Source organism: Streptomyces sp. NPDC054796, assembly GCF_053611545.1.
On record NZ_JBSHAO010000015.1, the window covers coordinates 30,577 to 57,059 of the forward strand.

The window sequence follows — 26,483 nt, forward strand, 5'->3', positions numbered from 1 at the left end:
TGCTTGTGCGTGCGTATCGGACGTTCTGGAAATTCTACATACGTGTAGAAGTTGAGGGCCGGGCGCGGCTCAGTAGGATCGACCACGGTGAAGGAGGTGGTGGCGTCATGGCTTCGAATGGCCAGGACGGCGGCGGCCGAGGCGGCGGCCGGAACGCCGGGCGCGCAGGTCACGCCGGGCACGCCGGGGAGCGCCGCGCGCACGGCCGCAGGCGCGGTCAGGGCGAGCTGGAGGCCCAGGTGCTGTCGGTGCTGCGCACGTCGAGGGAGCCGGAGACGGCCGCCTGGGTGCAGAGCCGCCTCGGCGGGGACCTCGCGTACACGACCGTCGTGACCATCCTCACCCGCCTCCACGCCAAGCAGATCGTGCACCGCACGCGCGTCGGACGCTCCTACGTCTGGAGCCCGGCGGCCGACGAGGCGGGCCTCGCGGCCCAGCGGATGCGGCGCGTCCTCGACAGCGAGGCCGACAGGGACGCCGTGCTCACCAGCTTCGTCTCCTCGCTCTCCCCGGAGGATGAGCGGCTGATGCGCGCGCTGCTGCGCGACGCGGCCGACGGCGGTGGCGCGGCCGGTGGTCCCGGTGGCCATGGCGGCGAGGACGCTGACGGCCGCGAGGCGTGAGCGATGGGCGTCTTCGTCTTCCTGCCGCTCATACTCCCGCTGACCGCGCTGCCGATCGCGCGCCTCGCGGAACAGCACCTCCACCCGCGCGCCGCGACCCGGCTGCTGACCGTCTTCGGCTGCGTCCTGGCGCTGTGCAGCACCCTCTGTCTCGGCCTGCTGATGGTCGTCGGCACGGCGCAGTTGCCCGGCAACCCGCTGCCCGACGCCTGGTCGGACCCGGAGGTGCGCGCCGTGGTGCCGTACGACGAGGTCACCGGGACCACGGCCATCGGCGGGCTCGCGCTGGTGCTCGGCGCGGGTGCCGTCACCGTGCGACGGCACCACCGCGTGCGGGCCCGCGCCCTGCGCGCGCTGGAGGGGCTGCCGCCCGACGCCGAGCCGGACCTCGCCGTACTGCCCGACGACGAGCCCTACGCGTACGCGCTGCCCGGATCGCCGGGCCGGGTCGTCGTCTCCACCAGCATGCTCGCCTCCCTGGACGAGTCCGAGCGGCACGCGCTGCTCGCCCATGAGCGGGCCCACCTCGCGCGCGGGCACCACCGCTATCTGCTCGCCGTACGGCTGGCGGGCTGCGCGAACCCGCTGCTGCGGCCCTTGTACGCGGCCGTCGCCTACGGCGCGGAGCGCTGGGCCGACGAGGAGGCCGCGCACGTGGTGGGGGACCGCAAGGTCACCGCGCGCGCCGTCGCCAAGGCGGCGCTCGTCTCGCGGGGGGCGCCCGCGCCGGGGCTCGCGGGGTTCGCCTCGGCCGGGCCCGTACCGCGCAGGGTCGCCGCGCTGCTCGGGCCCGTGCCGCCCGCGCGCAGCTGGCCGCCCGCGGCGAGCCCGGCGGGGCTCGCCGCGTTCGTCGCCGCCGCCGGAGCGACCGCCTCCGCGCTGTCCGCGCTGAACGCGGCCATCGCCCTGTTCCTGGTCCTGAAGGCCGCCACACCGCTGTAGGCCACACCGCCGTAGGCCGTGCCGCTGCCCTGCGCCGTCCTGCCCTGCCCCGTCCTGTCCGGGGTGCGGGACCACTGCCCTCCCTCTTGTTTCTACAAGACTGTAGAGTTGCAGAAATGCGCAACTGACAGACAGCGGTTCCGCCGTGCGCCGCGCGCCGTGCCGGGACCGGGGAGGGCGGTGACGTGATGGCGCGACGGGGAACCGGGGGCCGAGCGGGGCCGCCCGACGCGGGCGCGGCGCGGCGGCACCGCAGGCCGAAGCGGGAGCCGAAACGCGCGCGGGCCCGTCGAGGAGGCGGTCGAGGGGGCGGGGGCGGAGGAGGCGCGCGGCTGACGCGTCGCGGGCGTGCCGTGGTGTGGTGCGGCGGCGTCCTGGCCGTACTGCTCCTGCTGGGCGGCGCGGGCGGCGCCTGGCTCTACGGCAGCCTCGACGGCAACATCCACTCCGCAGAGCTGGGCGACCGCCTCGGCGGCGACCGGCCCGACAACATCAGCCCCGGCTCGAAGAACATCCTGGTCGTGGGCTCCGACAGCAGGGACGGCGCCAACGCCAAGTACGGCAAGGGCCTGACCACCATGCAGTCGGACACCCTCATGGTCGTGCACATGGCCGCCGACCGGAAATGGGCGGGCATCGTCTCGCTGCCCCGCGACTCCTACGTCCACATACCGTCCTGCGAGCGCGGCGACGGCAGCCGCTCGGACCCCCACTTCTTCAAGATCAACGAGTCCTTCGCCATCGGCGGCACCCAGGGCGGCGACGTCGCCGGAGCGGCGGCCTGCACCATCAAGACCGTCGAGAAGAACACCGGGCTGCGCATCGACCACTTCGCCTCCGTCGACTTCCAGGGCTTCAAGGGCATGGTCAACGCCCTCGGCGGGATCGAGGTCTGCCCGGAGGAGGCGATACACGACAAGAAGGCGCACCTGGACCTGGAGGCGGGCTGCCAGACCGTGAAGGACGAGGAGGCGCTCGGCTACGTACGCGCCCGCTACAGCGTCGGCGACGGCACCGACACCGGGCGCATCGGGCGGCAGCAGGAGTTCATGGAGTCGCTGGCCGCCAAGGCGCAGCGGAAGCTGACGAGCCCGAAGGCGCTGTACGGGTTCCTGGACTCCGCCACCAAGTCCCTGACGACGGACGAGGAGCTGGCGGGCATCAAGCCCCTCTACGACCTCGCCTCCGGACTCAAGGACATCCCCGAGGACCGCCTCCACTTCCTCACCGTGCCCAACTATCCGCGCGAGGCGGACGTGCCCAGCGACAAGGCGAACGTGGTCTGGCAGTACCCGCAGGCCGCGCGGCTGTTCACCGCCATGGCCAAGGACGAGGAGGTGACGAGGAAGCGGCTCACGGCGGAGAGCGCGGACCCCCTCCACGCCTCCCGGGTCAGGGTCCAGGTTCTCAACGGCACCTCCGAGGCGGGCGCCGCCGCCGTCGCGGCACGCTCGCTCGCCAAGTTCGGCTTCCCCGTCACCACCGGCAACGCGCCGGAGGAGGCGGCGAAGACCTCGGTCACCTACCCGCCGGGCAAGGCGGCGGAAGCGGAGGTGCTGGCCTCGCGCTTCCCCGGCGTCACCGCGAAGAAGGACGCCGCCGCCACACCGGGGACCGTCACCCTGACGCTGGGTCCCGACTTCGAGGGGCTGGACTGACGGAGCCGGGCGCCCGGCCCCGTCGCGCTCAGGGTTCACATGGCGCGGTGGACCAGGAAGGGCAGCAGGGTGTGCAGGTCGTGGACGGCGGACGGGGCGAGGGGGACCGCGTTCAGGCAGGCGCGGGCCTCCGTCAGATGGGCGTGGGCCTCCCGCAGCGTGGCGGTGCGCCCGCCCGCCTCCTCGACGAGCCATGCCGCCGTACGGGCGGCCTCCGCGTCCATGGGCCGCGGCGAGGCGAGCAGTTCGCCGAGCCGTCGCGCCGCGGACCCGTCGGTGGACAGCGCGGCGAGGACGGGGTGCGTCTTCTTGCCCTGCCGCAGATCGCTGTGCACGGGCTTCCCCGTGACCCGCGGATCACCCCAGATGCCGAGCAGGTCGTCCGCCGCCTGGAACGCCACGCCCAGATGCCGGCCGGCGCGGTCGAGCGTGTCGACGGTGGCCTCCGGCGCCCCCGCGAGCAGGGCGCCCAGGGCCACGGCGCAGCCGAGGAGGGCGCCGGTCTTGGCCTCGGCCATGGTGCGGTACTCGCCGGGGCGCACGGCGTCGGGCCCTCCCCACGGCCGCCGTTCAAAGAGAAGGTCGTCGGCCTGACCTGCCATGAGGTGGCTCTGCGCGGTGGCGAGCCTGCGTACGGCCGTGCCGACGCGCGCGCCGGGCGTCTCCGCGAGGACCTCGACGGCGAGCGCGAAGATCCCGTCCCCGGCGAGGACGGCGGGGCCGGTCCCGTACGCCTTCCAGACGGTCGGCCGCTGCCGACGTGTCTCGTCGCCGTCCATGATGTCGTCGTGCAGGAGCGAGAAGGTGTGGACGAGTTCCACGGCGACCGCGCCCGGCACGGCGTGCTCGCCGCTCGCGCCCGCGGCCTCGGCGCCGAGCACGGCGAGCGCCTGACGCACACCCTTGCCACCGCCGCTGCTGTTGCTGTTGCCGCTCGCGCCTGTGGCCGTGGGTGCGCCTTCGCGGGGTGGCGGGCCGCCCGGCTCGTGCCAGCCCAGCGAGTAGGCGGCCATCTCGCCCAGCCACGGGTGCATGCGCTCGACGGCGGCGACGAGGCCGGGGCGTACGAGCGCGCGGCAGCGGTCGAGCACGCGGCGTGCGTCGGCCGCCACGTCGGGGGGCCCGGCGTTGCGCAGCGCCGTCGCGGCGGACAGGGACGGAGGCGGCGTCATCGCGGGGCTCCCACGGTCTGCACCTCGGCCTGGGCCCCGACAAGGCCCCCCACACCTGCCGGACCCGCCGCACCGGCCCCGTCCGTCGTGCCCGGCCCGTCCGTCGTGCCGGACTTGTTCGTCGCACCGGCCCCGTCCGTCGTGCCCGGCCCGTCCGTCGTGCCGGACTTGTTCGTCGCACCGGCCCCGTCCGTCGCGCCCGGCCCGTCCGTCGCGTGCGACCCGTCCGTCGCGTGCGACCCGTAGGCCGGGCCCGCGTGGGTGAAGGGCTGGATGCCCAGTTCGGCCTGCGCCTTGTCGACCATGGCGCGGGAGTGGCGCAGGCCGGCCGCGTCGAGGGCGTCGCGCAGTTCGTAGAGGTCGGCCGCGGTCTCGGCGCGGTCCCGGCCCAGGCGGGCGAGGGACTTGACGAGTCCGAGCCGCGACAGCGCCTCGCCCCGCAGCTCGCTCATCGCGCGGAAGCGCGCGAGCGCGCGCTCGTACATCGCGCGGGCCTCGTCGTAGCGCCCGGCGCGGAAGAGGACGTTGCCGCGCATCTTGTGGTTGTACGCCAGCGCGCTGGAGAGGTTCATCTCGCGGCAGATGGCCTCGCCCTCGGACAGCAGCTCCAGCGCGCGCCGCGGGTCGTCGCCCCGCGCGGAGAGGATGTCCGCGATGCCGCGCAGCGCCCACGCGTGGCCGCGCCGGTCGTCGGCCTTCGCGGATATCCCCGCCGCCTCCTCGAACATGGCGAGCGCGGTCTCGTAGGAGCCGGTGTTGCGGTGCATCTGCGCGATGCCCTCCAGCGCCCACACGGTGTGCCGCGCCTCGCCGCGCTCGCGGGCCTCGGCCAGGAGCTGTTCGTGCAGTTCGCCGACGGCCTGGTAGTCGCCCTGGATGCGGCCGGTCTCCGCCATGCCCGCGAGCGAGTAGCCGCGGGCGAGCATGTCCTCGCCCCGCCTGCCCAGCTCGGCGGCGATGCCGAGCAGCCGGAAGGCGAGCGCCAGCGCGCCGCGCTGCCTCGCGAGGGTCCCGCCGCTCCACACGGCCCAGGCCATCGCGCCGGTGTCACCGGCGGCGCGGGCCGCGCGGTAGCTGGCCTTCCAGGCCCGGTCCGCCTCTTCGACGTGCCCTAGCCGCCGCCGCGCCTCTGCCACGGCCAGCCCGTAGCGGGCCATGTCGGCCTGCGACCCGGCCCGCTCGGCCGCGCGCAGCCGCTCGGTCCCCTTGGCGAGCACGTCCTCCAGCGACGAGTTCACCGAGAGCGAGCCGAGGTCGCCTTGGTACTCGGGGGCGAATGCCTTGCTGTACATGAATGCCTTTCTGCGCTCCGGGTGCCGTTTCCGGCTCCGGCCCTGCCGTGCGGCGGGAGAGGAAGGGGGTGGCCTTCGCAGGGCGGCTGGTCGGTCGTTCCGGCCACTATACATACCGTGTATACGCGGAGTGTATAGCTGGCTGGACTCCACGGCGTGCTCATCCTTGACGGACGGATACGCCGAGGTCGGACGGTTGCGGTGGCGTTCCCACCGCTGTGGATCTAGGACGCCGAGTGGGCCCGACGGGTTGCTCCGTCCGGGCACGCGATCTGCGGCCCGGGGGCGCGGATCACTCCGTGCCGACTGCCGCGCGGATCACTTCTTGCGCGGGAGCGCGTCGGTCTCCTCGTCCAGCCCGGGGGCCGGGATGCTGTGGCCGCTGGCGAAGCTCTTGAGCGTCGGCGGGGCCGGGGAGGGAGACGGGGGCTTCTTGGCCGCCTGGTAGAGGTAGCAGATCTCCGTCTGGAGGCACTGCTCGCAGAAGGCCGGGGCGGCGAAGGGCGAGAGCGGAACGGGTCCCTCTGGTCTGCGTGCGTAGAGCGTGTCGTCGGCCAGCGGGCTCGTCGAGGTGAAGGTCCGGCGCGCGAAGTCGGGGTGGTCGCCCATGACGTGCTGCGCGACGACCTCGTACGTGCGCGCCCGCGGCCTGTAGGCGCAGGAGACGGTGAGCAGCCAGGGCGTGTCCCCCAGGAAGCGCGCCTGCTCCAGTGCCCGCTCGAAGGGCGCCGCGCAGCGGCTGACGCGCAGGGCGGCCTCGTGGTGGCCGCGCGGCTTGTCGCCGTGCGCCCAGCGGTTGCGCTCCGACTGGAGCGTCCGCAGATGCGTGGCCAGCCCCGGACCTGGCTGGCCCTCGGGCCCCTCCGGCCCGTCGAGCACCGTCGCGCGCAGGCCGGGAGCCAGGTGCGGGGCGGCGTCGAGGGCGGGCACGAGGTTTTCGAGCCAGGGCGGCCATGTGCCGAACGTGATGCCCGACGCGCGGTAATTGGCCGCGAGGCGCATGAGGGCGAGGTCCACGGGCGAGTCGGGGTCGGCGACGGCGGGCGGCGTGCCCGGCCCGTAGCGGGCCTCGCGCTCGGCGTTGAGGAACGCGGCGGCGGTGACGCTCACTGTTGCGGCCAGGATCTCGGCGGCGTCGAGCAGCGCCTGATAGCGGTCCATGCCGGTGCTCGCGCGTTGCAGGGCGCGGACCGCCCGGGCGACGGGGTGCGGGAGCGTGTGGCGCGCGTGCTCCAGCACCGGCGAGGCGATGAGGTCCTGGGCGGGGAGGAGCGGTGGACTCGTCCGGGGGTCGCTCCCGGCGGGGGGCCCGCTCTCGACGTACGTGACGAAGGCGCCGGCGCCTGGCGGTTTCCCTGTCGACGGCTGGGACGGCTGGGGCGGTGTGACGGGCGGCGGCGCGGAGTGCGCGGGGTGCGGCGGCTGGGCGGGGGCCGGTGGAGGTGGGCTCCACTGGGGCGACGGGGTGGCCCGTGGCGGGTGCGTCGGCCCGGACGATGGGCTCGGGCGCCTTCTGCGCCACCAGAACTGGCGCACCGGGAGCCGCAGCCACGTCGGGACCACCCCGAACAGCAGGGTGAAGACGATGACGGCCAGCGTCGTGTCCAGCCACACGGGCAGCGTGCTCGTCGTGCCGGGGTCGTCCCGGCCCGAGGGGATGGCGACGGCGGCGAGGAGGCCCCAGGCCAGGGTCATCCAGAACGCCCAGTCCCGGTACAACGGCGCGTCGTACAGCCCCAGCACGGCGTTGTGCCGCTTCGGCAGGGGCGGGGGCGCTGAGGGAGCCGCCGACGTCCGCTGCCCCGCGTGCCTGTCCATAGGACCACAGTGCCACTGTGGCGAACCTCACATAAGTGGGTGTGCGGTGCAGCCTCAGGGCTTCTTCTTCGCCTCCTTCGCCGTCCGCTTCAACTCCTGCTTGTGCGCGCGCACCTTGTCCAGGGACTCGGGGCCCGTGATGTCGGCCGCCGAGCGGTACGCGTCCTTGTCGCCGTAGGAGCCCGCCGCCTCGCGCCAGCCCTCGGGGGTGACGCCCAGGCGCTTGCCCAGGAGGGCCAGGAAGATCTGGGACTTCTGCTTGCCGTAGCCGGGGAGGTCGTTCAGGCGGGACAGGAGTTCCCTGCCTGTGGAGACGTCGCGCCAGACCGCGCTCGCGTCGCCGTCGTAGTGCTTCACCAGGTACTGGCACAGCTGCTGGACCCGCTTGGCCATGGAGCCGGGGTAGCGGTGGACGGCGGGCTTCTCGGAGAGGAGGGCCGCGAACTCCTCCGGGTCGCGGGCCGCGATCTCGTGTGCGTCGAGATCGTCGCCGCCCATGCGCTGGGCGATGGTGTACGGCCCGGCGAACGCCCACTCCATCGGCACCTGCTGGTCCAGCAGCATGCCGATCATCGCGGCGAGCGGGCTACGGCTGAGCAGTTCGTCGGCTTCCGGCTGTTGGGAGAGGCGAAGGGTGAGGTCCATGCTCCGATGATCGCTCCCGTCGCGCCCCGGCGCACGCGAGGCCCGAGCCCCGAGCCTGCCCGGCCCGCCCGGCCCGCCCGGCCCCGGCGAGGGGGCGCAGCCTAGGCGCCCGCGGACCGCCGCGCGAGCTCTGCGCTCCCGGTTCACTCGAAGGAACGGCTGGTCGGATGGTGTTGTCATGCGCGGGGTAGGGCTCGGGCCGGACAGGTGGGGCATCGAGCGAGAGGGGGAGGCGTGCGGAACGGCTCTCCCGGTCCCGTGAGCGCGACCCGTACGCGGGCGCGCGAGGCCACCTCGGTGAGCCGCCGCCGGACGCTCAGAGGAAAGACCGGGTGACCCGTGACTCAGCCGTTTGAACTGCCCGACTTCTACACTCCGTACCCCGCACGCCTCAATCCCCATCTGGAAGAGGCGCGCAAGCACTCCAAACAGTGGGCGCGGGACATGGGGATGGTGGAGGGCTCGGGAATCTGGGACGAGCACGACCTCGATTCCCACGACTACGCGCTGCTGTGCGCCTACACCCACCCCGATACCGACGGGCCCGACCTCTCCCTGGTCACCGACTGGTACGTGTGGGTCTTCTTCTTCGACGACCACTTCCTGGAGCAGTTCAAGCGCTCCCTGGACCGGCCTGGCGGCAAGGCGTACCTGGACCGGCTGCCCCTGTTCATGCCGATGGACCTGGCCGACGGGATGCCCGAGCCGACCAACCCCGTCGAGGCGGGGCTCGCCGATCTGTGGGCCAGGACCGTGCCCGCCATGTCGCCGGAGTGGCGGGCACGGTTCGCGGAGAGCACGGAGAACCTGCTCAACGAGTCGCTCTGGGAACTCTCCAACATCAACGCGCACCGCATCCCCAACCCCGTCGAGTACATCGAGATGCGGCGGAAGGTGGGCGGCGCGCCCTGGTCGGCAGGGCTCATCGAGTACGCGGCGCGGGCCGAGGTGCCCGCGGCCATCGCGGGCACGCGCCCGATGCGCGTCCTGCGCGACGCCTTCTCCGACGCGGTCCATCTGCGCAACGACCTGTTCTCGTACGAGCGCGAGATCCTGGACGAGGGCGAACTGAGCAACGGTGTCCTCGTCCTGGAGACCTTCCTCGACTGCGGTACACAGGACGCGGCCGAGGCGGTAAATGACCTCCTCACCTCGCGCATCCAGCAGTTCGAGAACACCACCCTCACCGAACTCGCTCCGCTCTTCGCGGAGTACGGCCTCGACGCGCAGGCGTGCGCGGACGTCATGGCATACGTCAAGGGACTCCAGGACTGGCAGTCGGGCGGCCACGAGTGGCACCTGCGCTCCAGCCGCTACATGAACGGCGCCCAGGAAGCGGACCGTTCGGCCGCCGGGATCCTCAACCCCGGCCTGCCAGGGCTGCCCGGTCTGTCCGGACCCACCGGACTGGGTTCCTCCGCCGCCGACATCCGCGCCCTGAAGGGGCCGACCACCACCCGGGCCGAGACCGCGCGGGCGCGCGCCCTCACCCACGCGCCGCACCAGCGCGTCGGCCCGTCCCAGGTGCCGGACCTGGGGATGCCGTTCACGAGGCGGCTCAGCCCGCATCTCGACGCGGCGCGCGAGAACGTCGTCGAGTGGTCGTACCGGATGGGCATCCTGGAGCCCCAGCCCGGCGTGCCCCTGTCGCACGTGTGGGACGAGGAACGGCTTCGCGACCACGACCTGCCGCTGTGCGCGGCGGGCATCCACCCGGACGCGAGCCCCGGCGAACTGGACATCTCCTCCGCCTGGCTGGCCTGGGGCACCTACGGCGACGACTACTACCCCGTCGTCTTCGGCCGCACCAGGGACCTGACCGGGGCCAAGGTGTGCACGGACAGGCTCCGCGATTTCATGCCCGTCGAGGACCCCACGACGACGCCGGAGCCGGTGAACGCGCTGGAGCGCGGCCTCGCCGACCTGTGGACGCGCACCGCCGGACCGATGGCGAAGGACGCGCGGTGCGCGCTGCGCAAGGCCATCGAGGACATGACGGAGAGCTGGCTGTGGGAGCTGGCGAACCAGGCGCAGAACCGCGTGCCCGATCCCGTCGACTACATCGAGATGCGGCGTCACACCTTCGGGTCCGATCTCACCAAGAGCCTGTGCAGGCTGGCCCACGGCGAGCAGGTCCCGCCGGAGGTCTACGGCAGCGGCCCGATGGGCTCGCTGGAGAACGCGGCGATGGACTACGGGATGCTGATCAACGACGTGTTCTCGTACCAGAAGGAGATCGAGTACGAGGGCGAGGTCCACAACGGCATCCTCGTCGTGCAGAAGTTCTTCGACTGCGGCTACGAGGCGGCACTGCGCATCATCGTCGACCTGATGACCTCGCGCCTGAGCCAGTTCCAGCACGTGGCGGCGAACGAACTCCCGGTCCTCTTCGACGACATCGGCCTCTCGGCCGAGGGCCGCGCCGGGGTGGCCGCCTACGTGCGCGACCTGGAGTTCTGGATCTCCGGCATCCTCACCTGGCACGAGGACTGCCGCCGCTATACGGAGGCGGATCTGCGGCGGCACGCGGAGACGCCGGTACGGCTGCCGTCGGACGACCGCCCGCAGGGCGACCGCGCGGGCGCCGAGGGCCCGGCCGCCGGGCTGCTGAGTCTGAGCCGTCCGACGGGCCTCGGTACCTCGGCCGCGCGCGTGGCCCAGGCCCTCGCGGGCAGCGGGAAGTGAGCTGAGTCTGACGGTGTGAGCGGGATGTGACGGTGGGGCCGGTACGGGGTTCCGGGTTCGGCTTCGGGATTCCGTACCGGCCCCGACGCGTTCACGCCTCCGTACCGGCCGCGCTTCCCCAACTCCCCGTCGCGCGGCCAGAACCGGCGCTTCCAGTGAGGGCCACGGCGCGGCGTGCCGGGGTTACTGTGTAATGACCGAGGGCACGTCGCACACCGCTTCCACGCCGGTGTCGTTCCTTTGGCGAGCGGCGGCGATGCCGGTGAGGCGGCGGTGCCCAACCGTCGTGATCACCGTGCCGGGGGCCGGGCCGAGAAGGGCCGGGCTGTCGCCGTCACGGACCCACGCGGCCGAGGAGGCCAGCAGTGACCGACTCCCGTCAGCGACCGCCGCACGAGCACCGCAGCCCGGAGGACACCCGGGCGGAGGGCACACGCGTCGCCGACACAGCCCCGTCAGCCCCAGCCCTCCCGCCGACCCCCTCCCCGTCGCCCCATCCGGCTCACGGCGACGGCCCGTACGGCGACGCGTACGCCGACGACTCCGTGCCCGTGACCGTGCCCCCGCCGGGGCTGGCCGAGGTCCGCGTCGTCGCGGGCTCGGCCGAGGCCGCGCGGCAGGTCGCCGAGGCGCTGCGGCGCGTCTTCGCCGCGACGGAGCAGCGCACTTGCCCGGCCGGCCCGGACGGCGGCACCCGGCTCCACCTCACCGTGGACACCGCGCGTACCCCCGACGTGTCGGCGACGTTCCGGCCCTGGCTGGTGCGGGGCGACGGCGAGGGGGACGGCGGGAGCGGGCCCGCGCGGGACGACGGCCGCTGAACCGTTTCCCCTCCCCTCCCCCCCCCGGGCACTTGACCTGACCCCGCACACGACGAGGGCCCGGCCGTCGTCCGGCCGGGCCCTCGCGTCAGGCGGTCGTGTCAGGCGGTCGCGCACACCGCCGGCGCCGGAGAGCTACTCCGCTTCGCGCCCGTCCAGCCCGTCGAGTACGCGCGACGCGCGCCCCGCGAACTCGTCGGCCGCCGACGAAGCGGGCAGCGCGGTGAGCCTCGGCAGCAGTTGCGCCGTCAGCAGCGTGGACAGCGCGGAGGTGTCGCCGCCGCCCGCGCCGTCCGTGCGGACGACCACGGGCTGCGGCGCCCTGCCCGCCAGCCGTGCGCCGACTTCGAGCCTGCGGCGGGCCAGCTCGTACTGGAGCACCGCCCGGTTGTCGCGGTACGCCTGCGCGAGACGCCGCTGCGCGCGGGCCTCGTTCTCGGCCGAGATCAGCCCGCTCCTGCCGCGCGTCTCGATCTCGAAGCGGACCTTCTGCGCCTCGGTCTCCTGCTCCTCCAGCAACTGGGCCACGTCCTCGCGGGCCTTGTTGAGCGCGGCCTTCACCTCGACGATGCGCGCGTCGCGCACCTTCTTCGCGCGCTCGATGTCCATCTGGAGGCTGTCGATGCGCCGCTTGCGCGTCAGGCCCCATTCCTGCTCGTACGCGGTGCGCTCCTTGGCGACGCGCTCGCGCGTGGCCAGGTGCTGCTGGTACTGCGCGGGCAACTGGACGTCCGGGATGTTGGAGCCGGTGATCCGGACGCCGTAGCGCGAGAGCTGGTGGTTGAGGAGTTCCTGCATGTCGGCGACGTCAGAGCCGCGCAGGTCGTAGGCGCGCTCGGTCTGCACCTGACGGCCGCGCTGCCGGATGGCGTCCTGGACCGCGCTGGACAGCACGAGGTCGAAGTTGCCCGCGCCGATGGTCCGTACGAACAGCACGGCGTCGGTGATGCGGAACTTCAGGAAGAACTCGATCGAGCGCAGCGGCACGTTCTCCCGCGTCGGACAGGCCACGACCGGCGCCGAGTACGGGATCTCGGTGGCCGTGTCCACCACGAAGTCCACCCGCGACCACGGGTGCCACAGGTAGTGGCGGCCGGGGTCCAGGGTGCGGGTGATCGCGCCGTAGCGGGTGAGGATGCCCGTGGTGCCCTGCTCGATCTCGACGATCGAGGAGCGCCACCACCACAGCACCCCGCCCAGCACCAGCACGGTGCCGAGGACGTACGCGGTCGCCGCGAACCCGGCGTAGGCGAAGCCGGCCACGCTGTCGCCCGTCGACTGGGCACCGGCCATCACGCCGGTGAGCAGCGCGAGCAGGCCGAGCCACAGCGGGACCATCCACCACAGCCGCTGGCGGTTGCGGGGGATGATGACCGGGACGATGTTGCCCGCCTCGCCACCGCGCAGCAGTTGCGGGATCTCGCTCCAGGGGGCCACCTCTTCCGAGATGACGGACCTGCGGTTGCGTGCGGTGCTCACTCTGCGCCCTCCTGCTCGGACCCCTCGGAGTTACGGGTGGCGTTGACGTCGGCGTCGGCGTCGGCGCCGGTGCCGGTGCTGTCACCGTCGCCTTCGCCGCTGCGCGCCGTCGGAACGGTCGGGACCGTCGGCTGCTCCGCCTCCCGCAGGGCGCTGATCTCCGCCTCGCGCTCGGCGATGCGGCGGGACACCTCCGTCAGCCGCTCGCGCGAGGCGGCCATGTCGGCCTCGGAGAACAGCTCACCGCCCCGCTCGCCCACCATTTCGCGGGCGAGGGCGAGGAAGTCGACCCCGGCGGCACCGGACGTGCCGTCGGAGCCGTCGGAGCCGTTCGCGCCGCCGATGCGCACCAGCCTCGGCAGGTGGTCGGCGACGCCCTCCAGCGTGTCCAGCACCTGCTGCTGGTAGCGGTACTCCAGGATCTCCGGGGCCTCGGCCGCCGTCACCGCGCGGATGTCGAGCGCCTGCGCCTCCAGGAGCGCCGCGTTCGCGCGGGCCTCCGACTCGGCCTGCACGTACCGCTGCCTGGCCAGCGCCTCGGCGCGGTTCGTCTCGCGCTCGACGGCGGTGTCCATCTGCGCCTGGTGCTGCGCGATGTCCGCCTGGATAGCGGACAGCGTCTCGTGCCGGGTCGCCAGCTCCTTGCTGAGGTCGCCCTCGTCCTGCTCCTTGCGCAGTTGGAGTGCGTACTCGTGCGTGTAGGCCTCCTTCGCCACCCGCACCATCTCGGGCGCGGCGAGGTCCATGCGGTAGGCGCGGTCGGACGGTTCGGCGTGCGTGATGTTCGCGTTGGTCAGCTCGACGGCGGGACGGAACTGCTGGTTGAGCTGCTCCAGCAGACGGCCGGTGTCCTCCCCGACCATGTCGTAGATCCCGGAGGCCTCCTGCTCGTAGATGAGGCTGCGGATCGTCTCGCTGACGGCGTTGTTCAGCTTCTCCTCGAAGCCGCGCACCGCGCCGAGCGTGTAGACGAACTCGACGGGGTCGCTGATCCGGAACTGGATGAAGAGGTCGATCGACGCCTTGACCCCGCCCCGCGTCGGCGCCTCCGCGACCGGCGCGTTGAACGGGTACTCGCGGGTGGTGTTGATGATGTACGAGACCCGCTTCCACGGGTTGAGCAGGATGACCCGGCCAGGGCCCACGACCTGCTCCAGCTTCCCGAAGCGCGTGATCAGCGCCTGGCAGCCGTCGGGCACCATCACCATGCCCTGCCGCCACCACACGAAGCCCACGGCCAGCAGCGCCAGCACCCAGTAGTGCAGGCCGAAGAGGGGGTGGGCGAGGGTGCTGACGCCCGTCGCCGAGGCGGTCGCCGCGGCGACGGAGGTGCCGACCGCGCCCACGACGAGCAGCAGCGACACGGGGAGCATGCTGCGCAGCGACCTGCCGCGCGGGATCACCATCGGGCAGATGGCGTGGACCTTGCGGCCGTCCTCGCGCTTCTGCTCGCTGCGGTTGAGGACCTCTCCGGCCTCGTCGAGCGGAGCGGTCTGCTCCGCCATCACCGTGTCGATGCTGCCACCCTGCTCGCGGGCGGCGGGGAAGTCGGCGGGGTCCATGCCCTCGTCCTCGGGCTCGGCCGCGTCGCCGTTGCCGCCGTCGCGACGCCCGCCGGACCGCTTCCCCGACCCGCGTCCGCCGCGTCCGCCGCCGCCTTGTCCGGTCCGCCGCCTGACCTCCTCCTCGGCCACCCCCTGCACGTCCACTTCGTCGGCGGCCGCCCGCGCGGCTCTCCGTACGTTCTGACCACGTGCCACATGTCCCCCTTGTGCGTCTGTGCTCTTGTGCTCGCCAGCCGTGCGCGGTCCGCGGTCCGCGATACGCGGCTCCGATTGCGGTGCGCGATGCGCGGTGCGCGGCGCTCCGGGTGCGACGCGGGTGGGCGTGCCCCGTATGCGGCGGCGTGCGTGAGCCGTCGCGATCGCGTCGACACGGCTGCGTGTCCCATCCCACACCATGGCGCGGTCAGCACGTAAGGCGGGCGAACGGCGCGTGACCGCACCGTTGCACTCGCGTATGCCCCGTACGTCGCGAACGCCTCGTCCCTGCCCCGCGTTGTCGCCCCTGTCCTGTCAATTCGGCCTGTGTCCCATGTAGTAGCTGTTTGAAGCGTTAAGGTTCAGCTCCCGCACATGCGTGGGGGACATCACATGAGAAGACGCGGGGCCGTGCCGGATCCGGTCCGACGCGACCGCGTGGCTGGGGGGCCACATGTACGAGATGGTCAAGGGCGCCAACGTCGGCCTGGCCGGGCTGAGCGAGGACGCGGGCTCGGTGACCGTGGGACTGAACTGGCGCAGCGAGACGGGCGAGGGGGACGCGGACGTCTCCGTACTGCTGCTGGGCCCGGACGGGAAGGTGCGCGACGACGCGGACTTCCTCTTCTACAACAACCCGGCGGCGGCGGACGGGAGCGTGCAGCTCCTGGGCAAGACTCCGGCGGAGGACGGCAACGAGGACCGCATCAGCCTCGACCTGACGGCGCTGCCGGCGGAAGTGGAGTACGTGGTGGTGGCCGCCAGCCGGTACGGCGGCGCCCGCTTCGGGGACCTGGACGACCTCCGGCTGACGCTGTCCGACCGCACGGGCGAGGGCCTGGCCCGCTTCCGCATCGACGACGCCGGTGTGGAGAGCGCCTTCGTGTTCGGGGAGTTCTACCGGCGCGGCGGCGAGTGGAAGTTCCGTGCGGTGGGCCAGGGCTATGAGTCCGGTCTGGCGGGCCTCGCGACGGACTACGGCATCGACGTCGACGACTCGGAGGAAGCGGAGGACGCGGCGGAGGCCGGGGACGTCGGCGCGGACGGCGCGGACGGTGCGGAGGGACCGGCCGGGACGCTGAGCGGCGAGACCTCCCCTCTGCCGGGAAGCGCGGGGACTCCGGCGCCGTCCCCCGGCAGGAGCGGCCCCGTCGACGGGCTCTCCGTGACCATCCCCGCGCCGGTGGCGGGCGGACAGCCCGCGCCCGCCGCGGCCCCCGGCCCCGCCCCTGTCCCGACCCAGCGCCCCCGCACGGCGCGGAAGAAGATCACTCTGCCCAAAGCCGTCAAGAAGTCCCTCGCGGAGAACGACGCCTGGCCTCGGGCGCGGCTCTTCCCCGCCCCGTCCCTCAAGAGCGACAGGGAGCGCGAGTCACGGGCGACTTCCGTCCTCCTGTCGGTGATGGCGCAGATCCCCGAGTTCGGCCGCAGGCTCACGGCCCCCTACGGCGCCCCTGCGGGGCGCATGGAGACCTTCACCGAGGTGACCCTGCCGAACGGCGACCTCCCCAGACGCCCCGACGGCGTCATCCGGGTCGAGCGCGCGGGAAAGCTGTGGACCGCGCTCGTCGAGGTGAAGACCAACGGCAACCCGCTGAAGAGCGAGCAGGTGCAGGACTACATGAACATCGCGTCGCGCCGTGGCTACGAGGCGGTCATCACCGTCTCCAACGACGTGGCGCTCGAAGGCAGTCCCGTGGTGGACGTCAAGACCGACGGGCGGCGCAAGCACCAGGTCTCCCTCTGGCACCTCTCCTGGGCCGAGGTGGCGCACCAGGCACAGATGCTGATCCGGCACGAGGGCGTGGGCAACGCCGCCCACGCCTGGCTCCTCCACGAACTGCTGCACTACCTCCAGCACGAGAACTCCGGCTGCCACGGCTTCCAGAACATGGGCCCGGCCTGGATACCGGTCCGCAAGAGCATCGACGACGAGACCCTCTGCCAGGGTGACCAGCGCGCGGTGGAGGTCGTCGGCAGTTGGGAACGCCTCGTCCGCCAGATCTGTCTGCGCCTGGGCGGCGAGCTGGGCCAGAAGGTGCTGCCCGTGTGGCGCGGCAAGCGCGGGGAGGACGCCCACGCGCGCCGGTCCCTGCTCGCCGACCAGCTCTGCCGGGACGGCCGTCTGCACGCGGAGCTGCGGGTGGAGGGCACGTCGGGTGTCCTCGCGCTCACCGCCGATCTGCGTACGGGCAAGCTGCGGACGTCGATGGAGATCCCGGCACCCGAGCAGGGATATCCGCTCTCGTGGGCCAAGCGCCTGGTCAGGCAGCTTGGCGAGGCACCGGCCGACGTGCATATCGAGACGCTCGTCGAGGGCGGGGCCGGGGGCGGAGGACCGAGGGGCACGCTGGAGCGGCTCCGTCCCGAACCCGGCGACATCCTCCCGAAGGACGGCGCGCGGATCACCGGGTTCCGGCTGTCCCTCTTCAAGGGGATGGGCGCGGGGCGGGGCAACGCCGCTTCGGGGTTCATCCGCAGCGTCGACGAGGCTGTGGACCGTTTCCTCTCGGGCGTCGTCGTGCCCCTCGACCGGCGACCGGCACGGCGCCCTCAGCGGGCCGAACCGACGCCTGCGGGCTGAGGGCGTCCACGTCCACGGACAGGCCCGCGCGCTGACGGGGGCTCGCGCACCCACCCACCCCGTTACCCCGCCCGGTGCGCGGGCCCTTCGCCTTCCGATGTGACCTCCGACGCGACCGCCGCCGCGTGGTCCGCGCCCGTGGGTGCCCCGAGCAGCCTCCGCATCGACTCCGCCGCCTGGACGGCCGCGTCGGCGCAGCAGTTGTTGAACAGGACGTGGACCTGGTCCGCGCGGCGTGCCATGGAGTGGAGGCGGGGCAGCCACTCCGTCAGTTCCGGTTCCGTGTAGGTGTGCCGGAACCTGGCCTCCTTCGTGCCGGTGCCCCAGTCGGGGCTGCGGCCGTGGAAGCGGGCCACCGCGAGGCGCGGGGAGGTGACCGGGGTGACCGGGGGCAGCGAGGTGGGCAGGGTCTGGGCCATGTCGACGGCGACGGCGGACATGTCCAGCCCTGTGAGCAGGTCAGAGGTGGCGGTGCGGCGGTCCTCGCGCCACCAGTCGGGGTGCCGGAACTCGACGGCGACGGGCCAGCCCCGAGTGCGCTCCGCGCACCGCGCGAGCCGCGCCTCGGCGCGCGGCCCCGGCGCGAACCAGGGCGGGAACTGGAACAGCAGCGTGCCGAGCCGGTCCGCGCGGCGCAGTGGGGCGAGCGCCCCGGCGAACCGTTCCCACACCTCGTCGAGCAGCCCCTCGTCGGGCTCCACCCGGCCTCGTCCCGCGACGCGCAGATCGGCGGGCAGCGCCTCGGACCGGGTCGGGTGCCCCGTCAGCAGGGAGAACGCCTTCACGTCGAACCGGAAGCCGTACGGGGTGCGTTCGGCCCAGAGCGCGCTGTTGCGGGCGCTGGGGAGTGCGTAGTACGTGGCGTCGACCTCCACGACGGGGAACCGTTCCGCGTAGTACCGCAGCCGTCCCTCGGCGTCGCGCCTGCCCGACGGGTACCAGCCGCTGGCCACCAGCGCGCGGTCCGTCCACGAACACGTCCCGACGAGGATCCCGCTCTTCCCGTTTGTCCCACCCATCAGGGCGGAGTACCCGCGCGCCCCGCGAGCAGCCGCGTCAGGCCGGCGAGGATTTTCCCGGGGTACCCGTGAACTTTTCCGCGAGGCCCGCCATCTCACCTTCCGTACGGCACGGCTCCGACAAACCGCCGCCCCCCACGTGGCGGGGCCCCTCCCCTGTGGCCCCCGCCACCTCCCCCCGTCGGCCCCGGTACGCGCGTGACGACGCCGCGCGCACCGGGGCCGACGTGTGGCGCGGGCCCGTGCATGACGAAGGCCCCCACTGTGCATAGTGAGGGCCAACGAGTGTCTCCCGGCGCGGCGCCAGGCGTACCGTTCTGGTGTCGAGTCAGAACGAGGAGACCAGTATGCCCGAGCACGCTGACATCCACATCGGTACCCGTCTCCGCGAAATTCGCAAGCGGCGCGGTTTGAGCCAGCGCGCGCTCTCAGATGCTTCTGGCGTGTCGCTCTCCCTCATCCGCAAGCTGGAGCAAGGAGAGATCACGAATACTCGGCTAGAGACCGCGCACCGGTTCGCCCGAGCTCTGCATGTTCCAACCTCCCGCCTCGTACGCCAGGACGACGCCGAATCAGCGCCCGTGTCCGAACCGTGGCGTCCGCTCCAGCAGGCCGTCGAGCATCCGACCATGCAGCCCGACGAGGCTCCGACGCTCGACGGGGCTCTGGAGGCCCTGCCAGATCTGCGGCGAGCGTACTTCGCCAACGAACTGCACGACGTCTCCAACCTGCTCACACCCCTGTTGCGGGATGCTGACGCACTCGGCGACGACGCGCGCGCCCTCCAGGCCCACGTCCTCCAGATCGCCGGGTCGGTGCTGACCCAGGCCCGTCAGTTCGACGCGGCGGAGACCGCACTGTGTCGGGCACTGGACACGGCAACGGACCGGCTGCGCGCGGCCAGCATCGTCACGACCTGGACGTGGCTCCTTGTTCGGCAGGGACGCTTGGACGAGGCGCGGGAGATGGCGGTGCGGTGGGCGGATGACATGGAACCGCGTGTCTCTCGCGCGACGCCGGAGGATCTCGCGGCGTGGGGCTGGTTGCTGCTCCAAGTGTCAGCGGCGGCCCTGCGCGACAACCGGCACGGTGAGGCGAAGGACGCGATGCGTCTCGCCCGTTCGGTCGCCGTGATGACCGGCTGCGAACTGCCACGTGGCTCGGAGCGGCTGGCGACGTGGGGCCCTGTGACCGTGGCCTACAAGCGGGCTGAGCGTGGGATCGTGCTGGACCGGCCCGACGAGGTGCTGGCGGTGGCTGACCAGTTGAAGGGGACGGGGCAGGCGACGTCTACGGAGTTTCACCGGCACCGGCTGGACGTGGCCCGTGCGCACACGATGATGCGCCACTACGGGGAAGCGGTGGAGGTGCTGTCCGAGGTACGCGAGCAGGCGCCGGAGTGGTTGGCTGTGCAGCGTTCGGCGCGGGACGTGATGGAGGACGTGGTGCAGCACCGGCGGACGCTGACGCCGGAGATGAGGGAGCTGGCGGACGCGGTCGGCATGCCGATGTAGCGGGCAGCTACTGACACTTCTGGCCCTGGCCTGAGGGAACTGCCATTGAGACCGTGGTCACACGGTCCCTACCGTCGGTGACTAACTGATCACACCGACGTATGGGGCCGTCATGGACGCCGCGACGCACGCACCGCCAATTGCCCAGTGGGCTCCGCCTTCCGGGGTCGCCGCTGAGTTATTGCCCGCCGGGGTGTTTTGGGATGCGGTCGTCGTCCCCGCGTACCTCGGCGACCACATCCTGGCCCGGCTCGGGAGGGAGTCCGGCGCCGTCATTCGCGACCCGTACGGGCACCGGTTGACGTGGCTGGTGCCGCACGGCACGACGCGGGGATGGGTCGTTCCCGAGATCACGTGTGTGCAACTGCTCGGCGCTACGCAGCACTTGACGATTCCGCCCGGCTGGTGCACCCGCTCGGCCTTTACGCACTGGGTGCGGGGGTGGACTGAGTACGGGCTGACGGATGCGCGGTTGCTGTACGTGGTGCTGGATGCGGTGATCCGCGTCGAGCACGGGCCCCGCGAGCACGCGAGGGGGGCCGGGCGGTGAGCCCGCACCTCGTGGCCGTCGCCGCGTGCTGTTTCCGTTGCCGACAGCGGCCGGGCACCGTGGAGATCTACGTCCTGCCCAGGGACGAGCCGGTCCCGCGCACCGTTCCGGTGAAGCTCTGCGACGACTGCGCGCGACGGGCCGCCGCACTCTGCTTCCGCTGCCGCGAGGCGCCCGGTATACAGACTGTCCTCGACCTGTACTCCGGCGACGAGCGGGGCGCGAGCCCACAGACACGCACCCGCACCGTCCCCGTGAAGGTCTGCGCCCCCTGTGCGAAGACGATCGCCGCCGAGGACGAAGCCCGCGCCGCGAGCGCGGAGGCGGACCGGTGACCCGCCCCCAGTGCGCGGTGGAGAGCGGCGGCCACGTGGGCCCCGTCATGCGCTACCTGCCCACAGCCCGCTATCCCTGGCACGAGCCGGTGTGGCTCTGCCCCCTCCACGGCGCCTACCTCCCCCTCGCCGCGATCCGCGCCGAGGTCACGGGGGAGACCGTCGCCCGCGCCATCACCGTCTTCACCGGCGCGGGCAAACGCCGCACCGACGACACCGAGCCGCAGCCGGATGCCGAATCACCGCCCACCCTGCGCGTAGTGCGCACACCGTGACCGCCACCCATCACTGACCTGGAGCAGCCTCGTGCCGCGCGACCACACCGTCCTCATCCCCGCCGACCCCGAGGACGTCTTCTACGACCCTCATGGGTGGGCAACGTCATCGGGTTTCCCCGTCGCCGTGCTGGAAGGCCAGCAGGCGCGTTTCGTGATGCGCCGCATCCAGGACCGTGCCGTGCGCCTGATGTACGAGCTGCCGCAGGGCCCCGTCTTCCTCACCAGCTACCCGCGCCCTATGCCGTCCGGGCAGGTCATCGAGATCATGGAAGGCAACCTCGCCACCCTCCTCACCGCCCACGCCTGTCACCCCCTGCGCCTCCGCGAGAAGGGCGAACGCATCACTGTCGACGGGGAGACACGGGACTGCGTGTCCACCCTGCTCGCGCCCCGGCACTGGTGGCAGGCCCGTCACACCCGTATCGGCAAGGCCCTGCAACACGAGGGACGCACCGTCATCCTCACCGCACCCCTCGTCGGCGGACGCACACTCCAACTGGACACCGTCGAACCCGGCCCGGCCCCGGCCCCGTAAAACCCCCGTCCCCTGGGGAACCGTCGGCAGCGGTCCAGGGGACGGGTTCCGGCTCCGGTCTCGTGACGGCGGTACGAGGCCGGAGCCCCTGGCCGCCCAGCCGCCCGGCCGTGAGGAGGCGCCGTCAGCCGTCCTCGCCCTCCGCCGGGAGTTCGGGGATCTCCACGTCCTCGCTGTCGTCCCCGAAGCCGTGGTTCAGGATCTTCGCCGCCTCGGACCGGGTCGGGTGCCCGGCCAGCAGACAGAATGCCTTCACGTCGAACCGGAAGCCGTCCGGTGGTGTTTCTGATGGCATCCGACGCCGTTCATGTCCGTTGGCTGGCCCGGCAGCCGTATTACGAGGCCTGCATTCGTCCTCTCCGGCAACGTCATTAAGCCGTGGTGCGCGACGACCCTTTACGCCTGTACGCGATCCGGTGCACCCGGAGAGAGGGTCGCCAACCTGGAAAGGGAACCCCCGCCGGGCTACAAACAGTGGGAAGGCGTTACCAGTCGAGTTCCGGTGGTACGGAGGTTCTGACGTGGGCGATGCACTGTGGCACGAAGTCTTCGGGGGGCCGCGGCTGCGGTTTCCGAAGGGCAGGACACTGTTGAGGCAAGGGGAGAAAGGAGACTGTCTCTACTGCCTGGTTTCCGGCGTCGTGAGCGTAATTCAGTTTACGCCGGACGGTCGGGAGGTTCCGCTGGCATTTCGCGGTACCGGAGACCTCGTCGGGGATATGTCCATCGTCAGCGGGCGGCCACGGAATGCCTATGTGGTGACGGCCACCGTGTGCGAAGCCGTCCACGTCACGGCTTCTCGCTTCCTCGAACTGCTGGCGCGGCGTGACCTGGTCCTGGGCCTGCTCCGGGCGGCACACGACCGGCAGCACGAGTCCGACCTGCGGCTCGGCGGCGGTGTCCGGGTGACCTCGCTCGAATCGCAACTTGCGAAGTTTCTCCTGGCATTGGCGGAGAAGTCCCAGACGTCACAGGTCAAAGGTTGGACACAGCAGCATATGGCTGCCCGCTTCGGCGTTTCCCACCGGACGCTCTGCGAAGCGCTGATGTCTCTGCGCGCCAGGGGGGCAGTGGCGACGGGATACCGGTGCATCGAGATCAAGGATTACGACACGTTACGCATCATCGCGGACTCCTAGAGCGCTGACTCCGGCGCTGAAAGTGTGCGCTACGTCACGCCGAAAGGATGCAGCCGTCGCGTAAAGGGCGTCCTGACGCTCGCGCAAGCTCGGACTCGGTCGCCTCGCGGCTGTCCGTTCGTCACCGAGCGTCAGGAGACCCCATGCCCGTACAACCGTTCACACAGTGGACGGAAAGCCGTACGCTGCCCGACTATCACGCGCTGCTGGCCGTCGACGCAGAGGGCTTCACACGGCTCCCGTCCGTGCAGCACCCCATGGTGAGCACCCTCATCCCTTCTCTGGTCGACACGGCGCTGACGGCCGCCGGTCTGCCGCAGGTGAGGGATGGCAAGGCATTTCCCGCGCACACCGGGGACGGAGTCGCGTTCGGATTCGCGCCCGCTCTCCTCCCCTACGCCGTGTGGCCATTCCTCGACGTCCTCAACGGCATCCTCAGTCGGCACAACGCGCGGGGTGCTGGCCCGCGCATCCGCCTCCGCGTCGCCCTTCACGTGGGCCCGCTGCCGGACGGCAAGGGGCCCGAAGCCGGAAACGGCACCGCCCGGAACGACACACACCGCCTGCTCGGATCCGACCAGGTCCGGCACTACCTCGCCGAGTCCTGCGAGGAGTCCACCCCCGTGGCCGCGATCATCTCCCACCGCGTCTACGAGGACGTGATCCTCGCCGGGTACACGGGACTTCACCCCCGCCGGTGCATCGACGTGACGGCCACCGTCCCCGACAAGCACTTCGCACAATCGGCCTGGCTGTACGTCCCCTCGCCGTCCGGCAACCTGCTCGGCTCCACGGGCGGAAGCGGCGACGGGAGTGCCGACGAGGCACCGCGTACGAGCGCCCGGGATGCGCGGCGTGAGGAAGGTGCCGGACGCGCGGAAGACACCCAAGGTCGTGTCAACCAGCGGGTTCAGGAGGGGGCCGCTCTCGTCGGAGATGTCACCGGCGGCCTTCGCGTGACGACCGGCGGGGGACCAGCGGCCTCGCCGGGGAAACGCCGGTGAGTACGGCTTCGGAGCGAGACCCCGTTTCTTCGGCTGGGGGCAATCTCTTTCAACACCTCGGCCAGGGGCTGGCCTTCAACGGAGTGCTCTACGGCCAGATCGTCAACCAGACGTGTGCTGGTGTCCATCACTCCACGTGCCCGTCGGCAGCGGTCAGCCCCCTCTCCCCGGACTGTTACGAGCCCCTGTGCGCGACCCTGCTGCGCCTCGCCCGGGCCTGTGAGCGTGCGGCAGTGGCGATATCCGCTGCGGAAGCCCAGTGAGAGAAGGGAGTGAGCAGTTGACATCGAATGTGTATCGAAGCGTCTTCTCCCAGGTGGGGAGGCACGTAACGGCACCACCCGGCGGCACGGCGCCTTTTCTCGCCGTCCCTCTCGACGATGAAACATTGCGTATGTCGCCCCAGGAGGCCCGCGAGGCCCTTTACGGGGTGTGCCCGGAAGGTCTGACGCGGGACATGGTCTGGCGTCACGCAGTCATGGCGGCCCGCCGTGACAAGGCCGAAGTCCCTCCGGGCGCGGGCGGTGGTTCGGGCTCGGACGCGGGTGTGCGCACGGACGCTGAACCCGCCGATGCCGGGCGGCTGTTCGCCGTATGGCTTGCGGCCCCGGGCCTGCGCCGGACGGTGTACCGCCTCACGACGCAGTTTCCTGTCGACCGAGATGACCTGGAGGCCGAGGCGGTCCTGGCCCTGCTGGAAGCGCTGGAAGCCGTGGACCTGGCACGTCCGGACGTCGGCGCCCAGGTGGTCAAGGGAGCGGCGAACCGGATGTGGGCCTACGCCAAACGTGTCCGGCACGAGGTACCCGTCGTGGACATCGCGGGCATGGCGGCGGCACGCGAAGCCGCGGTGACGAGTGCCCAGGGCCCCGTCCCCGCCCCCGCGGAGAGCTGGGAGCTGCACATCGAACCTCCCAGTGGGGTTGGCGGGCTGGCCTCAACCCTTCGGTTCACCGAGTCACGGAACCGTCGCGAAGGGGTACGGCTCGGTGCACTCGCCGGACGTCTCGGGCTGAAGGACGTCGTCTTTCAGGCGCGGCGTCCCGGCGCAGGGCCCCGCATCGGCACCCTCGCGCTGCGCCCGGCGGGGGCGACGCGATGAGCCCCCGTTCGGGACCCCCGATGGGCTTCGCTGAGGTCTTCGACCTCCCGCTCTGCACGGATCTGCGGACCGCGGCCCGTGTCTTCGGCGTGAGCATGAGCACGGCATATCGACTCGTCGGACTCGGCCAGTTCCCCTGCCCAGTGCTCCGGGTGGGTGGGTGCTACCGCATTCCGACGGCGTTCATGCTGCGGGCCCTCGGCATCGAGGAGCGGCCCGTGTACGCCGTCGACCTGGAAGCCGGAGCTGAGCACACCGACCCAGCACACTCCTCGCCCCACCTCGGAACGGAGGCTCGTACATGATCGCGCCCAGTACCACCGGGGCACCGCCGCAGACCGGTGATGTGCCGCAGCAGGAACAGGACAGCGTCCGGACGTGCTTCGTCATCGGCCCCATCGGAGATGCCCACGCGCCGCACCACTCGGACGAGCACCGTTCCTACGAGGATCACCTGCGCGTCTTCGAGAAGGTCATCGTCCCGGCCTGCGCCAGGTTCGAGATCGAGGCGCTCCGGGCGGATCGCATCAGCCGCGCGGGGGACATCAACGAGCAGATCTGCCGACACGTTCTCCAGGCCGACATCGTGATCGCGGATGTCAGCGGTGGCAACCCCAACGTGATGTACGAACTCGGGCTGCGCCACATCACCGGGAAGCCGACCATCCACATCGGTGAGCACGGCCAGCTCCCCTTCGACATCGCTCCCATCAGGACCATTCGGTACAGCAGGTCGCTGAGCGGTTTCGCGGACGCGCGAGCGGAGATCGAGGACGTCCTGGCAGGCGGCATCTCCGACGGGTTCGACATTCTCACCCCCGCCCGGGTGCTGCGCGGGTTGCAGACCAAGGACGTGGTGCGGCAGCCCGACGGCGGGGAGCCTGGGGACGACGAAGACGCCCCCGGCCTCCTCGATGACTTCGCGGCCATCGAGGAGGGCTTGGAGGAGATGACTGCGGACATGGAGGCGATCACCCAGGCCGTCGAGACAATCGCCGCGTTGACGGAGGAATCCGCTCCGGAGATGGACAAGCTCACCCGGGCCAACGCCCCCATGAGCGCTCGGCTGGCGATGGTCAGTACGTACGGCAAGAGCATCAGTGGCCCTGCGGAGGACCTCGACCGGTGCGCCCAGGCGTTCGCGAAGCGCATGGCCACCCTGGACAGTGGGGTCAGGGCCGCGTTGGGGCTCGTCCAAGCCACACCGGCCGCGGAGCGGGACGAGGGGACGGAGGAGTTCCTCGGCCAGCTCATGGACCTGGCCCGGTCCGCGGAAGAAGGTCTGGAAGGGCTTACCGTCTTCGGGACGGCGGCTCAGGAGCTGGGGGGACTCAGCCGGAACCTGCGGGGTCCGGCCAAGCGGATCTCCTCCGCCGTGAAACGGGTGGCTGCGGCCATCACGTGTATCGACGAGTGGGCGAGCACCGCCCGGAACCTGGCTTCCGAGGACAACCTGAAGCTCTCCCACGTGGCGGGGTGAACGGGCAGGACCCACAGAGCAAGGCCCCCACCGGTCCGCCGGTGGGGG

General features: G+C 71.9%; 23 protein-coding genes and 1 pseudogene. 16 read left to right on the top strand and 8 right to left on the bottom strand.

The window, feature by feature from the left end:
• Nucleotides 1-107 precede the first annotated feature (107 nt).
• From ACWGJ2_RS15125 to ACWGJ2_RS15135, 3 genes are all read left to right on the top strand, one after another.
• Nucleotides 108-623 carry a BlaI/MecI/CopY family transcriptional regulator gene (locus ACWGJ2_RS15125; RefSeq protein WP_453346531.1) on the top strand — a complete coding sequence of 172 codons (516 nt, stop codon included), beginning with the start codon at nt 108-110 and terminating at the stop codon, nt 621-623.
• A 3-nt stretch (nt 624-626) separates the two neighbouring features.
• Nucleotides 627-1,565: a M56 family metallopeptidase gene (locus tag ACWGJ2_RS15130; protein WP_453346532.1), complete on the top strand. Its 939-nt coding sequence runs from the start codon at nt 627-629 to the stop codon at nt 1,563-1,565.
• A 353-nt stretch (nt 1,566-1,918) separates the two neighbouring features.
• Entirely contained in the window at nt 1,919-3,223 is a 1,305-nt protein-coding gene (locus ACWGJ2_RS15135) for an LCP family protein (RefSeq protein WP_453346533.1), read from the top strand.
• Between the two features lie 35 nt (nt 3,224-3,258).
• Here ACWGJ2_RS15135 and ACWGJ2_RS15140 read toward each other — a convergent pair whose 3' ends face one another.
• The 4 genes and pseudogenes from ACWGJ2_RS15140 to ACWGJ2_RS15155 all read right to left on the bottom strand — a co-directional run bounded on the left by ACWGJ2_RS15140 (nt 3,259) and on the right by ACWGJ2_RS15155 (nt 8,150).
• Nucleotides 3,259-4,395 (bottom strand): polyprenyl synthetase family protein, encoded by a 1,137-nt coding sequence (locus ACWGJ2_RS15140; RefSeq protein ID WP_453346534.1) that lies wholly within the window; start codon nt 4,393-4,395, stop codon nt 3,259-3,261.
• 269 nt (nt 4,396-4,664) lie between these two features.
• A pseudogene (locus ACWGJ2_RS15145) lies at nt 4,665-5,687 on the bottom strand (tetratricopeptide repeat protein); the annotation flags it as partial.
• A gap of 318 nt (nt 5,688-6,005) precedes the next feature.
• On the bottom strand, nt 6,006-7,505 hold the full coding sequence (locus ACWGJ2_RS15150; protein ID WP_453346535.1) for a hypothetical protein: 1,500 nt from the start codon (nt 7,503-7,505) through the stop codon (nt 6,006-6,008).
• A gap of 54 nt (nt 7,506-7,559) precedes the next feature.
• Nucleotides 7,560-8,150, bottom strand: a complete 591-nt coding sequence (locus ACWGJ2_RS15155; RefSeq protein WP_453346536.1) for an HhH-GPD-type base excision DNA repair protein — start codon at nt 8,148-8,150, stop codon at nt 7,560-7,562.
• 339 nt (nt 8,151-8,489) lie between these two features.
• Here ACWGJ2_RS15155 and ACWGJ2_RS15160 point away from each other — a divergent pair, with 339 nt between their 5' ends.
• Entirely contained in the window at nt 8,490-10,835 is a 2,346-nt protein-coding gene (locus ACWGJ2_RS15160) for a terpene synthase family protein (RefSeq protein WP_453346537.1), read from the top strand.
• Nucleotides 10,836-11,200: 365 nt separating this feature from the next.
• On the top strand, nt 11,201-11,656 hold the full coding sequence (locus tag ACWGJ2_RS15165) for a hypothetical protein (RefSeq protein ID WP_453346538.1): 456 nt from the start codon (nt 11,201-11,203) through the stop codon (nt 11,654-11,656).
• Between the two features lie 135 nt (nt 11,657-11,791).
• On the opposite strand, the gene ACWGJ2_RS15170 is transcribed toward ACWGJ2_RS15165, so the two are convergent.
• Both ACWGJ2_RS15170 and ACWGJ2_RS15175 read right to left on the bottom strand, forming a co-directional pair.
• The gene (locus ACWGJ2_RS15170; protein ID WP_453346539.1) at nt 11,792-13,135 is read right to left on the bottom strand and encodes an SPFH domain-containing protein; all 1,344 of its coding nucleotides are present in this window, start codon (nt 13,133-13,135) and stop codon (nt 11,792-11,794) included.
• Complete coding sequence (locus ACWGJ2_RS15175) at nt 13,132-14,697, bottom strand: SPFH domain-containing protein (protein ID WP_453346644.1); 1,566 nt, start codon at nt 14,695-14,697, stop codon at nt 13,132-13,134. The genes ACWGJ2_RS15170 and ACWGJ2_RS15175 overlap by 4 nt, the downstream gene beginning before the upstream one ends.
• A 652-nt stretch (nt 14,698-15,349) precedes the next feature.
• On the opposite strand from ACWGJ2_RS15175, the gene ACWGJ2_RS15180 reads away from it, so the two are divergent.
• A complete protein-coding gene (locus ACWGJ2_RS15180) occupies nt 15,350-17,479 on the top strand; it encodes a TerD family protein (RefSeq protein ID WP_453346540.1) in 2,130 nt (709 codons plus the stop codon).
• Nucleotides 17,480-17,541: 62 nt separating this feature from the next.
• Here the strand turns inward: ACWGJ2_RS15180 and ACWGJ2_RS15185 are convergent, their stop codons facing one another.
• Nucleotides 17,542-18,498, bottom strand: coding sequence for a DUF72 domain-containing protein (locus ACWGJ2_RS15185; protein WP_453346541.1), 957 nt, complete (start codon nt 18,496-18,498; stop codon nt 17,542-17,544).
• Nucleotides 18,499-18,845: 347 nt separating this feature from the next.
• On the opposite strand from ACWGJ2_RS15185, the gene ACWGJ2_RS15190 reads away from it, so the two are divergent.
• From ACWGJ2_RS15190 to ACWGJ2_RS15210, 5 genes are all read left to right on the top strand, one after another.
• Nucleotides 18,846-20,012: a helix-turn-helix domain-containing protein gene (locus ACWGJ2_RS15190; RefSeq protein ID WP_453346542.1), complete on the top strand. Its 1,167-nt coding sequence runs from the start codon at nt 18,846-18,848 to the stop codon at nt 20,010-20,012.
• A gap of 112 nt (nt 20,013-20,124) precedes the next feature.
• Nucleotides 20,125-20,562 (top strand): hypothetical protein, encoded by a 438-nt coding sequence (locus ACWGJ2_RS15195; protein ID WP_453346543.1) that lies wholly within the window; start codon nt 20,125-20,127, stop codon nt 20,560-20,562.
• On the top strand, nt 20,559-20,897 hold the full coding sequence (locus tag ACWGJ2_RS15200) for a hypothetical protein (RefSeq protein ID WP_453346544.1): 339 nt from the start codon (nt 20,559-20,561) through the stop codon (nt 20,895-20,897). The genes ACWGJ2_RS15195 and ACWGJ2_RS15200 overlap by 4 nt, the downstream gene beginning before the upstream one ends.
• Entirely contained in the window at nt 20,894-21,172 is a 279-nt protein-coding gene (locus ACWGJ2_RS15205; RefSeq protein ID WP_453346545.1) for a hypothetical protein, read from the top strand. Before ACWGJ2_RS15200 ends, ACWGJ2_RS15205 begins: the two co-directional genes overlap by 4 nt.
• A gap of 31 nt (nt 21,173-21,203) precedes the next feature.
• Nucleotides 21,204-21,710 carry a hypothetical protein gene (locus ACWGJ2_RS15210; RefSeq protein ID WP_453346546.1) on the top strand — a complete coding sequence of 169 codons (507 nt, stop codon included), beginning with the start codon at nt 21,204-21,206 and terminating at the stop codon, nt 21,708-21,710.
• A 124-nt stretch (nt 21,711-21,834) separates the two neighbouring features.
• On the opposite strand, the gene ACWGJ2_RS15215 is transcribed toward ACWGJ2_RS15210, so the two are convergent.
• Nucleotides 21,835-22,005, bottom strand: a complete 171-nt coding sequence (locus tag ACWGJ2_RS15215; protein ID WP_453346547.1) for a hypothetical protein — start codon at nt 22,003-22,005, stop codon at nt 21,835-21,837.
• A gap of 226 nt (nt 22,006-22,231) precedes the next feature.
• Here ACWGJ2_RS15215 and ACWGJ2_RS15220 point away from each other — a divergent pair, with 226 nt between their 5' ends.
• From ACWGJ2_RS15220 to ACWGJ2_RS15240, 5 genes are all read left to right on the top strand, one after another.
• Nucleotides 22,232-22,849 (top strand): Crp/Fnr family transcriptional regulator, encoded by a 618-nt coding sequence (locus ACWGJ2_RS15220; protein WP_453346548.1) that lies wholly within the window; start codon nt 22,232-22,234, stop codon nt 22,847-22,849.
• Between the two features lie 143 nt (nt 22,850-22,992).
• Entirely contained in the window at nt 22,993-23,853 is an 861-nt protein-coding gene (locus ACWGJ2_RS15225) for a hypothetical protein (RefSeq protein WP_453346549.1), read from the top strand.
• 394 nt (nt 23,854-24,247) lie between these two features.
• On the top strand, nt 24,248-24,955 hold the full coding sequence (locus ACWGJ2_RS15230; protein ID WP_453346550.1) for a hypothetical protein: 708 nt from the start codon (nt 24,248-24,250) through the stop codon (nt 24,953-24,955).
• Nucleotides 24,956-24,975: 20 nt separating this feature from the next.
• Complete coding sequence (locus ACWGJ2_RS15235) at nt 24,976-25,260, top strand: helix-turn-helix transcriptional regulator (protein WP_453346551.1); 285 nt, start codon at nt 24,976-24,978, stop codon at nt 25,258-25,260.
• Entirely contained in the window at nt 25,257-26,435 is a 1,179-nt protein-coding gene (locus tag ACWGJ2_RS15240) for a hypothetical protein (RefSeq protein ID WP_453346552.1), read from the top strand. Before ACWGJ2_RS15235 ends, ACWGJ2_RS15240 begins: the two co-directional genes overlap by 4 nt.
• Nucleotides 26,436-26,483: the final 48 nt, after the last annotated feature.

Excerpts from the sequence above, each read along its gene's own strand:
- ACWGJ2_RS15125 (WP_453346531.1), top strand. The coding sequence starts at position 108 with ATGGCTTCGAATGGCCAGGACGGCGGCGGCCGAGGCGGCGGCCGGAAC.
- ACWGJ2_RS15130 (WP_453346532.1), top strand. The coding sequence starts at position 627 with ATGGGCGTCTTCGTCTTCCTGCCGCTCATACTCCCGCTGACCGCGCTG.
- ACWGJ2_RS15140 (WP_453346534.1), bottom strand. The coding sequence starts at position 4,395 with ATGACGCCGCCTCCGTCCCTGTCCGCCGCGACGGCGCTGCGCAACGCC.
- ACWGJ2_RS15150 (WP_453346535.1), bottom strand. The coding sequence starts at position 7,505 with ATGGACAGGCACGCGGGGCAGCGGACGTCGGCGGCTCCCTCAGCGCCC.
- ACWGJ2_RS15155 (WP_453346536.1), bottom strand. The coding sequence starts at position 8,150 with ATGGACCTCACCCTTCGCCTCTCCCAACAGCCGGAAGCCGACGAACTG.
- ACWGJ2_RS15175 (WP_453346644.1), bottom strand. The coding sequence starts at position 14,697 with ATGGACCCCGCCGACTTCCCCGCCGCCCGCGAGCAGGGTGGCAGCATC.
- ACWGJ2_RS15180 (WP_453346540.1), top strand. The coding sequence starts at position 15,350 with ATGTACGAGATGGTCAAGGGCGCCAACGTCGGCCTGGCCGGGCTGAGC.
- ACWGJ2_RS15185 (WP_453346541.1), bottom strand. The coding sequence starts at position 18,498 with ATGGGTGGGACAAACGGGAAGAGCGGGATCCTCGTCGGGACGTGTTCG.
- ACWGJ2_RS15190 (WP_453346542.1), top strand. The coding sequence starts at position 18,846 with ATGCCCGAGCACGCTGACATCCACATCGGTACCCGTCTCCGCGAAATT.
- ACWGJ2_RS15195 (WP_453346543.1), top strand. The coding sequence starts at position 20,125 with ATGGACGCCGCGACGCACGCACCGCCAATTGCCCAGTGGGCTCCGCCT.
- ACWGJ2_RS15215 (WP_453346547.1), bottom strand. The coding sequence starts at position 22,005 with ATGCCATCAGAAACACCACCGGACGGCTTCCGGTTCGACGTGAAGGCA.
- ACWGJ2_RS15225 (WP_453346549.1), top strand. The coding sequence starts at position 22,993 with ATGCCCGTACAACCGTTCACACAGTGGACGGAAAGCCGTACGCTGCCC.
- ACWGJ2_RS15230 (WP_453346550.1), top strand. The coding sequence starts at position 24,248 with ATGTCGCCCCAGGAGGCCCGCGAGGCCCTTTACGGGGTGTGCCCGGAA.
- ACWGJ2_RS15235 (WP_453346551.1), top strand. The coding sequence starts at position 24,976 with ATGGGCTTCGCTGAGGTCTTCGACCTCCCGCTCTGCACGGATCTGCGG.
- ACWGJ2_RS15240 (WP_453346552.1), top strand. The coding sequence starts at position 25,257 with ATGATCGCGCCCAGTACCACCGGGGCACCGCCGCAGACCGGTGATGTG.